This is a genomic window from Rhodococcus sp. NPDC004095 (genome assembly GCF_053604015.1).
The window spans coordinates 356446-369308 of record NZ_JBSGGS010000004.1 but is presented as its reverse complement, the minus strand read 5'-3'; the positions used below and the strand labels follow the sequence as shown (position 1 = coordinate 369308).

Here is a 12863-nt window from a genome sequence, read left to right as displayed (position 1 = left end):
CTCTCGAAAGCGGGAGATTCCACGCTCAGACCGCAACCCGACCACCAACCCGAAGGAGGTGAACAGATTGTCTGACGTCGTCAACACATGTGTGGCCGCGCTCTGCCACAGCCAGGATCACCCTGGCAGCGTTCCGATCCCGACCGTCGGAGTGCCCGCAGTCGAAGCATCGGAATGTTCGTTCGCCGAGTTCGAGGCGCTGCTTGGCTCTCGCGAAACACCTCGAACACGTCATCGTCGTGTAGGCGGGCCGCACCAACACCACCTTCCGGCCGGCCCGCACGCCGCGCTCGAGAAGTTCCCGCCTCGCCGCACCGATCGCGGCATCCGCGGCCTTGCGCGCCATCCTGGACTTGGTCAGGAACTTCGGACTGAAGTCCTCCACCGCGATCAGATCGTGGCTATCGACGACCTGCTTCGCCCACACCCGGGAATCGTATTGGGTCTGACGGGCCGCCTTCTTCTGGAGTCTCGCCGCCTGCCGCTTCGCACGGTGGTAGCCACTGGACTGGGGGCCCCGCTTGCCGGTGTGGCGGCGGGCCATCTTCCGCTGTGCCCTCGTCAACTCCGCGGCGCACCGCTTGCGGTGTCCGAGATACGGCAGGTCGAAGTCACTGTTCGTTGTGGTGGCCGTGCACGACACACCCCAGTCGACACCGATCCCACCTCTGGCTTCCGGCGCAGCCGGTACGTCTCGTCGGACGACGAACGAGGCATACCAGTGACCGAGCGCATCCAGGGTTATCCGGACACTCGACGGCTCGGACGGCAACTCCCGAGACCACACGACCGGAATGCTGATGCCTTTCGGCAGGACCAGGCGTCCGTCGCGGATCCGGAAGCCGCGCCGCGTGAACTCCAGACTTGGCAACGTGGTCTTGCGGTTTTTGAACGTCGGGCGGCCGCGCCCCTTCACCGTGAACGACTGGTCGAGAGCCTGGGCGTAGGTGCGCAGCGTCTGCTGCTGCGCGACCTGCGAACCCTCCCGCAGCCACGCGTTGTGCGACCGCGCCTCCGTCAGAAGTTTCGACAGCCTTCCGAACGTCGGTCGCAGTCCCGACTGCTGCTGGTGGACCGCCTCGTTCCACAGGAACCGGCACCGATGCCACTCGTGGGTCAACGCACGCGCCGCCTGCGCGCCGGGCCGCAACCGGAACGTGTACCGCACCACTTCCCCCATGCTGGGCAACCTAACCGACCCCACCGACAGAAAGGAGACCGGCGCATCCACTCCCTTGCGAAGGGAGCATCCGCGTCGAACATCCGATGACGGCAGACCAGAAGGAGGACGCAGTGACGGACGAGAGTCGGAGTGCGGTTTCTCGGCAGTCGGCGGTGGGACGTCTGGTGGCGCTCGGCCGCAACACCTGGCGCGGTCTGACGTCGATGCGCACCGCGCTGGTCCTGCTGTTCCTGCTCGCGTTCGCGGCCATTCCGGGCGCGCTGCTGCCGCAGCGCAGCCTCAACGCGGGCAAGGTCGACGAGTACATCGCGAACCGCCCGACCCTCGGACCGTGGATGGATCGGCTCGAACTGTTCGACGTGTTCGGCAGCTTCTGGTTCACCGCGATCTACGTGCTGCTGTTCGTCTCGTTGATCGGCTGCATCATCCCGCGCTGCTGGGATCACTTCCAGGCGCTGCGGACCCGGCCGGTCGCCGCACCGCGTCGGCTGTCCCGGCTGCCGCACCACACCGACGCCGTCGTCGACGCCACCCCGGACGAGGTGGCGGCTGCCACCGTGTCCCGGCTGCGCGGGTGGAAGACGGTCACCCGCACCGGCGAAGAGCTGCGTTCCGGCAAGCCCGGCGAGATCACGGTGTCCGCGGAGAAGGGCTACCTGCGCGAGGCAGGCAACCTGGTCTTCCACCTGTCGCTTGTCGGCCTGCTCGCCGCGATCGCGATCGGAAAACTGTTCAGCTACGAAGGCAACGTCATCGTGGTCGCCGACGGCGGTCCCGGTATCTGCACCACGTCACCGGCGATGTTCGACTCGTTCCGGGCCGGACTCAAGGAGGACGGCACCGGCCTGACCCCGCTGTGCGTGAAGGTCAACGACTTCAAGGCCGACTACCTCGACAACGGTCAGGCCGAGATGTTCACCTCCAACATCGACTACCAGTCCGGCGACGACCTCGAGTCCGACACGTGGCGGCAGGCGACGCTGCAGGTCAACCATCCGCTGCGCGCCGCGGGCGACCGCGTCTACCTGCAGGGGCACGGCTACGCCCCGACGTTCACGGTGACCTTCCCGAACGGGGAGACCCGCACCGAGACACTGCAGTGGCGGCCCGACGACGCGACCACCTTCCTGTCCAGTGGCGCCATGCGCTTCGACCCGCCCGGCGGCATGTACCCGGACGAGACCGAGCGCCGGAAGAACCAGATCGGCATCGAGGGACTCTTCGCGCCGACCGCCGTGCTCCACGGCAACCTGCTCTCCTCGAGCTACCCGGCGTTGACCGATCCGGCCGTCGCCATCGACATCTACCGGGGCGACACCGGCCTCGACACCGGCAACCCGCAGTCGATCTTCTCGCTGAGCAAGGAACTGGTGAACCAGGGCCGGCTCGTCAAGGAGGACCGGGTGAACCTGAGGCCGGGCGAGTCGGCGACCCTCTCGGACGGCACCGTGGTGCGGTTCGACGGGGCGACGGACTTCGTCAACCTGCAGGTCTCGCACGACCCGGCGCAGCAGTGGGTGCTGGTGTTCGCCCTGACGATGATGGGTGGCCTGCTGGTGTCGCTGGTGGTCAAGCGCCGCCGCATCTGGGTGCGTACCTATCCGGCCCCCTCGGACGGAGATGCCGACACGGTGTCGGATACATTGGGATCGGAAAGACGACGTACCGTAGTAGAGCTGGGTGGCCTCGCCCGCACCGATCAGGCGGGCTGGGGCGACGAGTTCGACCGGCTCAGCCAACGACTGCTCGAGGACCTCGGTCCCGCGCAGACGACCGAGACGACACCGCACAGCCGCGCCTGACGCGCAGGAGAGAGAACCATGCCGATCAACGAGACCCTGGCGCGGTACAGCGACCTCGCCTTCGAGTCCGCGTTCGCGATCTTCGTGTTGGCGTTCGTGCTGCTCATCGCGCAGTACGCGACGACGCGGGCGCGGGCGGTCCAGGAGCGTGAGCTGGTCGCCGCCGGCGGTGTGCCGACCTCCGAGGCCGCCGGCCCGGGGCGGGTCAGCGACACGCAGGCCAAGCCGCTGTCCGAGCGGCTCGGCAACATGGCGATGTCGGTGCTCGTCGTCGGCGTCGTGCTGCAGTGGGCGTCGATCGTGCTCCGTGGGTTCGCAACCGAACGGTTCCCCCTCGGCAACATGTACGAGTTCGTCAGCATGGCGGTCGCCGCCGCGACCGCGGTCGGCGTGGTGGGGCTGCGCAAGCAGACCTACCGGTCGCTGTGGGCGTTCCTGCTCATCCCTGTGCTGATCCTGATGTTCCTCGCGGGCACCGTGCTGTACGCCGACGCGGCCCCGGTGGTCCCCGCTCTGCGTTCGTACTGGCTTCCCATCCACGTGACGATCGTCAGCGTCGGCAGCGGCATCTTCCTCGTCTCCGGCGTCGCCAGCCTGCTGTTCCTGCTTCGTATCCGGCAGCCTCAGGGCCAGGAGTCCGGCGGCATCCTCGGCAAGCTCGCGGGCCGGCTCCCGGATGCGCAGACGCTGGACCGCCTCGCGTACAAGACCACCATCGTCGCGTTCCCGCTCTTCGGTGCGGGCATCATCCTGGGTGCCATCTGGGCGGAAGCCGCCTGGGGCCGGTTCTGGGGCTGGGACCCGAAGGAGACGGTCTCGTTCATCGCCTGGGTGATCTACGCCGCCTATCTGCACGCCCGCGCGACGTCGGGCTGGCGCGACACGCGCGCCGCGTGGATCAATGTGGCCGGCTTCGTGGCGATGCTGTTCAACCTGTTCATCATCAACATGGTGGTGTCCGGACTGCACTCCTACGCGGGCCTGAACTGAGCCGACGGCCGTTTGTCCGGCAAACCGGGTCACGAATCGACAGCGAAAAACACTAACGGTCACGGAACCGTGGCGGAGTTGTGACCACATAGGTCCCGGGAGATCTTGGAAGTGACCGCTGCGGTATCGGATGATCGACACATGCGCAGGGCGTCGGGGCGGCTTCGGATCTGGAACATGATTGCGCTCGGCGCCGTCCTGCTGCTCGCGGTCGGGGTGGTCACCGGCGTCCTGTCGAAACCGAAGAGTGACGCCCCCACCGTCCTCGCCCGTTATGTCGACGCAATCAACGACGGTGACATCGACGCCGCCGCCGAACTGACGTCCTACCCGAACGCCGCCAAGGAATCGATGTCGCAGGCGTTCGACTCGCTCGCCCCCGAGTCGGTGCACTTCGACATCAACCAGATCATCGATCTCGACGCCTCGTCGGGGATGTTCAACGCGGTCGCCACCTGGGACCTCGGCAAGGACCGGGTCTGGACCTACAACGTCGACGGCTGGGTTCGGAACCTGTCGGTCGGCTGGCGGGTGTCGTGGAATCCGGCGACGTTCATGCCCGGTCTCGGAAACGGCCGGACCGTCCGCCTCGACCGCACCGACGCCGCGCCGCCGACCGTGTTCGACATCACCGGCGCGCCGATGATGACCGAGCAGACCATCAACGCGATCCGCCTCGACCCGTCCCGCACGCCGGACCTCGTCGGCAGCGCCGCCGCCCTCGCGAAGGCCATCGAGCCGGTCGCGCCGCTGATCACCTCGGAGTCGCTGCAGCAGGACCTCGCCGCCGCGAAGGGGCAGGCGATCACCGCGGTCAACCTGCGCGACGCGGACTTCGCCGTGCTGGAGGACCGGCTGCGCCCGATCCCCGGGGTGGTCGTCGAGTCGCAGCCCAAGCTGATCACCATCGACCGGCGTGTGTACGGGCCGGTGGTCGACGCGATGCGAGGGGTGTGGCAGGCGAATCGGGACGAGACCGCCGGCTGGGCCGTCAACGCGGTCGAGCCCGACGGCCGGACGGTCCGGCTGACCGGCTACCAGGGGCCGCCCGGTCCGGACATCCGCTCGACGATCGAGCCGCGGCTGCAGATGGCGGCCGAGGACGCGGCGGTCAGTGTCGGCACCCCCGCCGCGATCGTCGCGCTGCAGCCGTCCACCGGCGCGATCCTCGCGGTTGCACAGAACAACCAGGCCAGCGACCTGGGGCCGATCGCGTTCACCGGGCTCTACCCGTCGGGTTCCACCCTCGACCTGGTCCGGATCGCGGCGACCGCGCAGAACACCGACGTCGAACACGCGGCGAAACAACTGGGCCTCGGCGTGGACTACACGATTCCCGGCCTGGACCAGAAGACCGCGTCCTTCGTCGGCGGTGGGCCGAACCTGATGCGCGCCGCGTCGGACCGCAAGAGCGACGACCAGGTGACGGTCAGCCCGTTCGGCATGGCACTGGTGGCGGCGTCGATAGCCCGGGGCGCGCCGACCGTCCCGACCATCGCGGCCGGGCAACCTGCCACGACGGACGAGGAACTGTCGCAGCTCCCGGCGCAGGTCACCGACCAGCTGCGCGGCATCATGAGGGATACCGTGCACCGGGGACCGGCGAACCTGCTCGCGGGTTACGGCGACCTGATCGGCGCGACCGGCGCCGACGAAGACGACCGGTGGTTCTACGGGTCGCGGGGAGACCTGGCCTTCGCGGTGTTCGTTCAGGACGCCGACGGCGGCGACCAGGCGGTCAAGATGACGGACCGCATGTTCAAGGCGCTGGCCAAGCCGGCGGAGTGACCGCCGCCATCCCGCGTGGACGAACCGGTCAGGTTGCGTGAGCTCCCGAACGGTTCGTTCGCTGCACTGCGGATCGGGTCACTCCTGGGGGTCACCCGGGGTGCCGTCCGGGGCGTCCCCGGTCCTGCGATGGTTCTCCCGGTCGACCCGCCACAGGAACTCGGGATCGTCGTCCGGTCCCTGCACGCGTCCGGCAGGCGTCTGCAAGTCGGGACCGAATGCCTTCCACAGCAGCACAGCGAGCGTCACCAGTCCGATGAGCGCCAACAGGTAGATCACGTCGCACCTCCTTGCCTCAAGGCTAGTCGCCACGGTCACGCCCCGTCACAGGGCGAAGAAACCCTCGCCCGGTGGTCCGGGCGAGGGCTTCTCGGTGCGTGCGACGTCAGACGGAAACGATCACCGACGAGCCGTGGCCGAACAGGCCCTGGTTGGCGGTGATGCCGACGCGGGCGCCCTCGACCTGACGGCCCTCGGCCTGGCCGCGCAGCTGCCAGGTCAGTTCGCAGACCTGCGCGAGCGCCTGTGCGGGGACGGCCTCGCCGAAGCAGGCCAGACCGCCGGACGGGTTGACCGGGATGCGGCCGCCGATGGTGGTGTCCCCGGCGCGCAGCAGGTGCTCGGCCTCGCCCGGCTTGCACAGCGCGAGATCCTCGATCCAGTCGAGCTCCACCGAGGTCGCCAGGTCGTACACCTCGGCGACGTCGATGTCCTCCGGCGCGATGCCGGCCTCCTCGTAGGCGGCGTGGCCGATGGACTGCTTGAACGTGCGTTCCGGGGCCGGGACCGCGGAGGCCGACTCGGTCGAGAAGTTCGGCATGTCCATGATCGTCTGCGGGAACGTCGGGGTGACGGTGGAGATCGCCTTGATCTTGACCGGGTCGACGATGCCCTTCTTGCGGGCGTACTCCATCGAGGTCAGCACGATCGCCGCGCCGCCGTCGGAGGTGGCGCAGATGTCGAGCAGGTGCAGCGGGTCCGCGACCATCGGCGACGCCAGCACGTCAGCGGCGGCGACCTCCTTGCGGTACCGCGCGTACGGGTTGTTCAGGCCGTGCTTGGCGTTCTTGACCTTGACCGCGGCGAAGTCCTCGACGGTGGCGCCGTACAGGTCGATGCGGCGGCGGGCGTTGAGCGCGAAGTAGCCGGGGTTGGTCATGCCCATCAGGCGGAACCGCAGCCAGTCCGGGTCGTCCCAGCGCTCACCGGCATTGGGGGCGAGAAAGCCCTTCGGGGTGGTGTCGGCGCCGACGACCAGTGCGACCTCGGACAGGCCGGCGAGGATCCGGGCGCGGGCGGTGTCGAGGGCCTGGGCGCCGGTCGCGCACGCCGCGTAGGAGGTGGCGACGCGGGCGCCGTTCCAGCCGAGGGCCTGCGCGAAGGTGGCGCCGGCGACGTAGCCGCCGTAGCCGTTGCGGACGGTCTCGCCGCCGACGATGTAGTCGACGTCCTGCCAGTCCACGCCCGAGTCGGCGAGGGCGGCGCGGGCCGCGGCGACGCCGTACTTGACGAACGGCTGGCCCCACTTGCCCCAGGCGTGCATGCCGACGCCGAGGATCGCCACATCGTGGTTGCTGCTCATGCCTGTGCCCCGTTCTGTGCGGTGACCGGCCTCCAACGCCAGATCGTGCGATCACCGGTCTCGTCGGTGTAGAGCGTCTCGACGACCAACTCCACCTCGTTGCCCACCTTCAGGTCCGCGACGCCGAAGCCGTCCGCGACCTGGCCCAGGACCACCAGGCCCTCGGCCAGCTCGACCGCGGCCAGCGCGAACGGCACGTACGGGTCGGTGGTCGGGATGTACGGTGCCGGCGGCTTGTACTGCGCGTCGGTGTACGACCAGACGGTGCCGCGGCGGGACAGCTCGACGTCGTCGAACTCCTCGCCGGAGCACGCCGGGTTCTTGCAGAAGGTGGTTTCCCGGGGGAAGGAGATCGTGCCGCAGGACCGGCACGAGCTTCCGATCAGGGCCGGCTCGGGGCCGGTGGTGAACCAGCCCTCGACGGCGGGGGTCGCGTCGCTCATCAAGTCCTCATCTGCAGGGGCAAGACCCGACTCGGAGGGTGGTCACGAGGCGGGTAGAACGCGTTGCAGTATTACACGAATCGGGCCGGTTTCGGGGCCGAGTTCCCACCCAGCGGGCCCTGACTCCGGGGTAGGTTGAGCGGCATGGCCGCCGCTGGTTCGGGTGCCGCCTCCATCGAGGTCGGCGGTCGAATCGTGCGGGTCACCCACCCCGACCGGGTCTACTTCCCGGCGACGGGTGCGACGAAACTGGACCTGGTCGAGTACTACCTCGCCGTCGGTGACGGCATCGTGCGGGCGCTGCGGGAGCGGCCGTGCATGTTGCACCGGTTCCCCGACGGTCTCGCGGGGGACAAGGTGCACCAGAAGCGGGTGCCGCGCGGCGCCCCGCCGTGGCTGCAGACCGTCCGGGTGCACTTCCCGCGCTACGACCGGGACGCCGACGAACTGTGCGTCACCGAACTGGCCGAGGTGATCTGGGCGGTGCAGATGTCGACGGTGGAGTTCCATCCGTGGAACTCGCGGCGCGCCGACGTGGAGAAACCCGACGAGTGGCGGATCGACCTGGACCCGATGCCCGACTGTGGGTGGGACCGGGTGCTGCGGGTCGCGGGTGTCGTGCGCGAGGTCCTCGGCGAGCTCGGTGCCATCGGCTGGCCGAAGACGTCCGGGGGTCGTGGCCTGCACGTCTATGTCCGGATCCCGCCCGACCACGGATTCGCGGACGTGCGGCGCGCGGCGCTGGCGTTCGCGCGTGAGGTGGAACGGCGCGCCCCCGGCGACGCCACCACCACGTGGTGGCGCAAGGATCGGGACCCGGCGGCCCTGTTCGTGGACTACAACCAGAATGCGCGCGACCACACGATGGCCGCCGCCTACTCGGTACGCGGGGTGCCGACCGCGCGGGTGTCGGCTCCCGTTCACTGGGACGAGCTGGATGACGCGCTCCCGGACGACTTCACGCTGGCGTCGATGCCCGCGCGGTTCGCTCGACTCGGCGACCTGCACGCGGGTATCGACGACGCGCCCTACGATCTGACGCCGCTGCTGGAGTGGGCCGATCGGGACGAGCGCGACGGCATCGCCGAGCCGCCGGAGCCCGCCCGAACGGAATGAGCGGAAGCGGTCGGTCGAGGTGGTCGACCGGCCGCTTCCGCTCACTCGGTGGGGCTGACGCGCTGCTGAAGGTCAGTGCGCGGTGGCCTCGGTGGTCAGCGACTGGAGCAGTGCCATCACCTCGGACTCGCGGAACCGGCGGTGTCCGCCCGGAGTGCGCAGGGATCCCAGGCGTCCCGCGTGTGCCCATCGGGTGACCGTCTTGGGGTCGACGTGGAACAGGGCGGCCACCTGGCCAGGGGTGAGAAGTGATTCCTGGGTGGCGTGGAACGCGGGGACGCTCATCGAGGCCCTCCCTCTAGAGTGTTGGCACGCTGCGGCCTTGGCCGCGGGCGTAGCTTCGCGGGCAGTGCGGACATCGTGGCACTCGACCCCCCGGGTACTCGAACTGTCTAAGTTCGGTAAAGGGGAGGTAATTCGCAAATCGGATAAGTCCGGCAGTGGCCGCCCGGTTCGACCCGGTCGGTAACCTGGAGGGGTGACTGACTCGACCCCCGCCCCCACCCCACCGAACGCGAAGGGCAAGCTGGCCCGCGATCTCGCGCTCTACACCGTTGCCCGGCTCGGCCTGGTCGTGGCTCTCGCGGCGGTCATCCTCGGTGGCAGCCGGTTGGTCGGTGTCGACGTGCCGCTGCTGGTTGCCCTGATCTTCGCGGTCCTGATCGCGCTGCCGCTCTCCCTGGTGCTGTTCAAGTCGCTGCGCACCCGGGTCAACCAGCAGATCGCGGTGGTGGACGAACAGCGCCGCAAGGACCGCGACGACCTGCGTTCGAAGCTGCGCGGCGAGAAGTGAGGTGACGCCCACCGTCGTGGACCGCAGCGGCCCGCGCGACTGGCTCGACGGCGCGGTGCGGCTGATCGACGCCGACACCCAGCGCAGCGCGGACACCCACCTGCTGCGGTATCCGCTGCCGCGGGAGTGGGACGTCGCCCTCTACCTCAAGGACGAGTCCACGCACGTCACCGGCAGCCTCAAGCACCGGCTGGCCCGCTCGCTCTTCCTGTACGCGATCTGCAACGGCTGGGTTACCGAGGGCACCACCGTCATCGAGGCGTCCTCGGGGTCGACCGCGGTCAGCGAGGCGTACTTCGCGAAACTGCTCGGCCTGGACTTCGTCGCCGTCATGCCGCGCAGCACGAGTCCGGCGAAGATCGCGTTGATCGAGGAACAGGGCGGTCGCTGCCACTTCGTCGACCGGTCGTCCGAGATCTACGCCGAGGCGCAGCGGCTGGCCGACGAGGTCGACGGGCACTACATGGACCAGTTCACGCACGCCGAGCGGGCGACCGACTGGCGCGGGAACAACAACATCGCCCAGAGCATCTACGACCAGATGCGACTCGAACGGCACCCGGTGCCGGACTGGGTGGTCGTCGGGGCGGGCACCGGCGGCACCAGCGCGACCATCGGCCGCTACATCCGCTACCGCAGGCACGCGACCCGGCTGCTGGTCGTGGATCCGGAGAACTCGGCGTTCATCGGCGGCTACGAGACCGGGTCGGCCGACCACCGGACCGGAATGCCGTCCCGGATCGAGGGGATCGGCCGGCCGCGCGTCGAACCGTCGTTCATCGGGCAGGTCGTGGACCGGATGATGACCGTCCCGGACGCCGCGTCCGTCGCCGCGATGCGGCACGCCAGTAGTGTCCTCGGCCGCCGGGTCGGCGCCTCGACCGGAACGAACCTGTGGGGCGCGTTCACGGTGCTCGCGCAGATGCGGGCAGCCGGGCGCGCGGGCAGCATCGTCACCCTGATCTGTGATGGCGGCGAGCGCTACGCGGGCACCTACTTCGACGACGACTGGGTGCGCGACCAGGGCATGGACCTGACCGGTCCGAGCGCGGTGCTCGCCGAGTTCGCGGCCACCGGCAACTGGCGCGGCTGAACCCCGGTGCAGTGCGCCCGGTCCGGGCTCCCGCGGTGCGCGCGCCGCCTCAGTGGACCGGCGCGCGCTGGTCGGTGTCGGCGAACTGGGTGCGGTAGAGCTGCTCGTATCGGCCGCCCGCGGCGAGCAGTTCGGTGTGGGTGCCGCGTTCGACGACGCGGCCGCTTTCGACCACCAGGATCTGGTCGGCCGCCCGGATCGTCGAGAGCCGGTGCGCGATCACCACCGACGTGCGGCCCGCCAGTGCCTCCCCGAGTGCCGCCTGCACCGCCGCTTCCGACGTCGAGTCCAGGTGTGCGGTCGCCTCGTCGAGGATCACCACCCGCGGATGCGCCAGCAGCAGCCGGGCGATCGTCAGCCGTTGCCGCTCGCCGCCGGACAGCCGGTAGCCGCGCTCGCCCACCACGGTGTCGAGGCCGTCGGGCAAGGCCCGGATCAGCTCGGTGAGCCGGGCCCGGCCGAGCACCTCCCACAGCTCGTCCTCGGTTGCCTCGGGCCGGGCGAGCAGCAGGTTCGCCCGGATCGAGTCGTGGAACAGGTGACCGTCCTGGGTGACCATGCCGACCGTCGCCCGGATGGTGTCCGCCGACAGGTCGCGCACGTCGACTCCGCCGAGGCGGACCGTGCCGCTGTCGGCGTCGTAGAGCCGCGGCACCAGCTGGGCGATCGTCGACTTGCCCGCCCCGGACGAGCCGACCAGCGCGACCATCTGGCCCGGTTCGGCGCGGAACGAGAGGTCGTGGAGTACTTCGACACCGCCGCGGCTGTCGAGGGCCGCGACCTCTTCGAGCGACGCGAGGGACACCTTGTCCGCCGACGGGTACGCGAACCGGACCCGCTCGAACTCCACCGCGACCGGGCCGTCCGGCATCGGCCTCGGGTGTTCGGGATCCGCGATCAGCGGCTCGAGGTCGAGAATCTCGAAGACCCGCTCGAAGCTCACGAGGGCGCTCATCACCTCGACCCGCGCGGACGCGAGCGCCGTCAAGGGTGCATAGAGCCGGGTCAGCAGCAGGGCGAGCGCGACCACCGATCCCGCCTCGAGTCGGCCGTTCAGCGCGTACCAGCCGCCGAGTCCGTAGACGAGGGCCAGTGCCAGCGCCGACACCAGCGTCAGGGAGGTCACGAACGCGGACTGCGTCATCGCGGTGCGGACCCCGATGTCGCGGACCCGATGGGCGCGGACCTCGAACTCGGCGGATTCCTCCCGGGGCCGCCCGAACAGCTTGACCAGGGTGGCGCCGGGGGCCGAGAACCGTTCGGTCATCTGCGTGCTCATCGCGGCGTTGTGGTTGGCGGCCTCGCGCTGCAGGCCGGCCATCCGGGCGCCGATCCGGCGGGCGGGCAGCACGAACACGGGGAGCAGCAGCAGTGCCAGCACCGTGATCTGCCAGGAGATCCCGAGCATCACGACCAGCGTCAGGACCAACGTCACCAGGTTCGCGACCACTCCGGACAGGGTGTCGCTGAAGGCCCGCTGCGCGCCGATCACGTCGTTGTTGAGCCGGCTGACCAGCGCTCCCGTCCGGGTGCGGGTGAAGAACGCGATCGGCATCTTCTGCACGTGATCGAACACCGAGGTGCGCAGGTCGAGGATCAGGCCCTCGCCGATGCTCGACGACAGGAACCGGTTGTAGAGACCCATCGCGGCCTCGACCACGGCGATGACGGCGATCGTGACGGCGAGACCTATCACGACACCGGAGTCGGTGCCCTTGACGATCGCGTCGACCACCCGGCCCGCGAGCACCGGGGTCGCGACGGCCAGAGCCGCGGTGACGACGCTGACGATCAGGAACAGTGCGATCTTGCGGCGGTGGGGCCGGGCGAATCCGAGGATGCGCCGCATCGTCGCCATCGAGAACGGCCGGCGGTCGTCGCTGGCGTTCATCATCCGGTACATCGAACTCCAGGCGACCGATTCCATGCTCATGACCGGACTCCCTCGATGCTCGTGCCGTGCTCTGCAACGACGTTGTTCACTGCCGTCCCCTCGGTTTCGGTGCTGCTCGGTGCAACGCTACGGCCCGGGTGCGACATACCCTGCCCGCCGTACTTTCCCGGGTGCGCGGC

General features: G+C 69.4%; 12 protein-coding genes. 6 read left to right on the top strand and 6 right to left on the bottom strand.

The window, feature by feature from the left end:
• Positions 1-25: 25 nt before the first annotated feature.
• Positions 26-1180: an RNA-guided endonuclease InsQ/TnpB family protein gene (locus ACWEPG_RS10040; RefSeq protein WP_450115430.1), complete on the bottom strand. Its 1155-nt coding sequence runs from the start codon at positions 1178-1180 to the stop codon at positions 26-28.
• An 86-nt stretch (positions 1181-1266) separates the two neighbouring features.
• Here ACWEPG_RS10040 and resB point away from each other — a divergent pair, with 86 nt between their 5' ends.
• The 3 genes from resB to ACWEPG_RS10025 all read left to right on the top strand — a co-directional run bounded on the left by resB (position 1267) and on the right by ACWEPG_RS10025 (position 5763).
• A complete protein-coding gene (gene resB / locus ACWEPG_RS10035; RefSeq protein WP_450115429.1) occupies positions 1267-2985 on the top strand; it encodes a cytochrome c biogenesis protein ResB in 1719 nt (572 codons plus the stop codon).
• Positions 2986-3003: 18 nt separating this feature from the next.
• Entirely contained in the window at positions 3004-3975 is a 972-nt protein-coding gene (ccsB, locus tag ACWEPG_RS10030; protein WP_450115428.1) for a c-type cytochrome biogenesis protein CcsB, read from the top strand.
• Between the two features lie 141 nt (positions 3976-4116).
• Positions 4117-5763: an NTF2-like N-terminal transpeptidase domain-containing protein gene (locus ACWEPG_RS10025; RefSeq protein WP_450115427.1), complete on the top strand. Its 1647-nt coding sequence runs from the start codon at positions 4117-4119 to the stop codon at positions 5761-5763.
• 78 nt (positions 5764-5841) lie between these two features.
• Here the strand turns inward: ACWEPG_RS10025 and ACWEPG_RS10020 are convergent, their stop codons facing one another.
• The 3 genes from ACWEPG_RS10020 to ACWEPG_RS10010 all read right to left on the bottom strand — a co-directional run bounded on the left by ACWEPG_RS10020 (position 5842) and on the right by ACWEPG_RS10010 (position 7788).
• Positions 5842-6042, bottom strand: a complete 201-nt coding sequence (locus ACWEPG_RS10020) for a hypothetical protein (protein ID WP_450115426.1) — start codon at positions 6040-6042, stop codon at positions 5842-5844.
• Between the two features lie 106 nt (positions 6043-6148).
• Complete coding sequence (locus ACWEPG_RS10015; protein ID WP_450115425.1) at positions 6149-7345, bottom strand: lipid-transfer protein; 1197 nt, start codon at positions 7343-7345, stop codon at positions 6149-6151.
• Complete coding sequence (locus ACWEPG_RS10010) at positions 7342-7788, bottom strand: Zn-ribbon domain-containing OB-fold protein (protein WP_450115424.1); 447 nt, start codon at positions 7786-7788, stop codon at positions 7342-7344. Before ACWEPG_RS10010 ends, ACWEPG_RS10015 begins: the two co-directional genes overlap by 4 nt.
• Before the next feature lie 144 nt (positions 7789-7932).
• Between ACWEPG_RS10010 and ligD the strand changes: the two genes are divergently transcribed.
• Positions 7933-8904 carry a non-homologous end-joining DNA ligase gene (gene ligD, locus ACWEPG_RS10005; protein ID WP_450115423.1) on the top strand — a complete coding sequence of 324 codons (972 nt, stop codon included), beginning with the start codon at positions 7933-7935 and terminating at the stop codon, positions 8902-8904.
• Positions 8905-8976: 72 nt separating this feature from the next.
• On the opposite strand, the gene ACWEPG_RS10000 is transcribed toward ligD, so the two are convergent.
• On the bottom strand, positions 8977-9189 hold the full coding sequence (locus ACWEPG_RS10000; protein WP_450115422.1) for a BldC family transcriptional regulator: 213 nt from the start codon (positions 9187-9189) through the stop codon (positions 8977-8979).
• Between the two features lie 193 nt (positions 9190-9382).
• On the opposite strand from ACWEPG_RS10000, the gene ACWEPG_RS09995 reads away from it, so the two are divergent.
• Positions 9383-9697, top strand: a complete 315-nt coding sequence (locus ACWEPG_RS09995; RefSeq protein WP_450115421.1) for a DUF4229 domain-containing protein — start codon at positions 9383-9385, stop codon at positions 9695-9697.
• Position 9698: 1 nt separating this feature from the next.
• Complete coding sequence (locus tag ACWEPG_RS09990; protein WP_450115420.1) at positions 9699-10790, top strand: PLP-dependent cysteine synthase family protein; 1092 nt, start codon at positions 9699-9701, stop codon at positions 10788-10790.
• A gap of 49 nt (positions 10791-10839) precedes the next feature.
• On the opposite strand, the gene ACWEPG_RS09985 is transcribed toward ACWEPG_RS09990, so the two are convergent.
• Positions 10840-12723: an ABC transporter ATP-binding protein gene (locus ACWEPG_RS09985; protein WP_450115419.1), complete on the bottom strand. Its 1884-nt coding sequence runs from the start codon at positions 12721-12723 to the stop codon at positions 10840-10842.
• Between the last annotated feature and the right edge of the window lie 140 nt (positions 12724-12863).

What these genes read in the sequence shown, in the direction of transcription:
- ACWEPG_RS10015 (WP_450115425.1), bottom strand. Translation starts at nt 7,345, where the DNA reads ATGAGCAGCAACCACGATGTGGCGATCCTCGGCGTCGGCATGCACGCC.
- ccsB (WP_450115428.1), top strand. Translation starts at nt 3,004, where the DNA reads ATGCCGATCAACGAGACCCTGGCGCGGTACAGCGACCTCGCCTTCGAG.
- ACWEPG_RS10000 (WP_450115422.1), bottom strand. Translation starts at nt 9,189, where the DNA reads ATGAGCGTCCCCGCGTTCCACGCCACCCAGGAATCACTTCTCACCCCT.
- ACWEPG_RS09985 (WP_450115419.1), bottom strand. Translation starts at nt 12,723, where the DNA reads ATGAGCATGGAATCGGTCGCCTGGAGTTCGATGTACCGGATGATGAAC.
- ACWEPG_RS10040 (WP_450115430.1), bottom strand. Translation starts at nt 1,180, where the DNA reads ATGGGGGAAGTGGTGCGGTACACGTTCCGGTTGCGGCCCGGCGCGCAG.
- ACWEPG_RS10010 (WP_450115424.1), bottom strand. Translation starts at nt 7,788, where the DNA reads ATGAGCGACGCGACCCCCGCCGTCGAGGGCTGGTTCACCACCGGCCCC.
- ACWEPG_RS10025 (WP_450115427.1), top strand. Translation starts at nt 4,117, where the DNA reads ATGCGCAGGGCGTCGGGGCGGCTTCGGATCTGGAACATGATTGCGCTC.
- ligD (WP_450115423.1), top strand. Translation starts at nt 7,933, where the DNA reads ATGGCCGCCGCTGGTTCGGGTGCCGCCTCCATCGAGGTCGGCGGTCGA.
- resB (WP_450115429.1), top strand. Translation starts at nt 1,267, where the DNA reads ATGACGGCAGACCAGAAGGAGGACGCAGTGACGGACGAGAGTCGGAGT.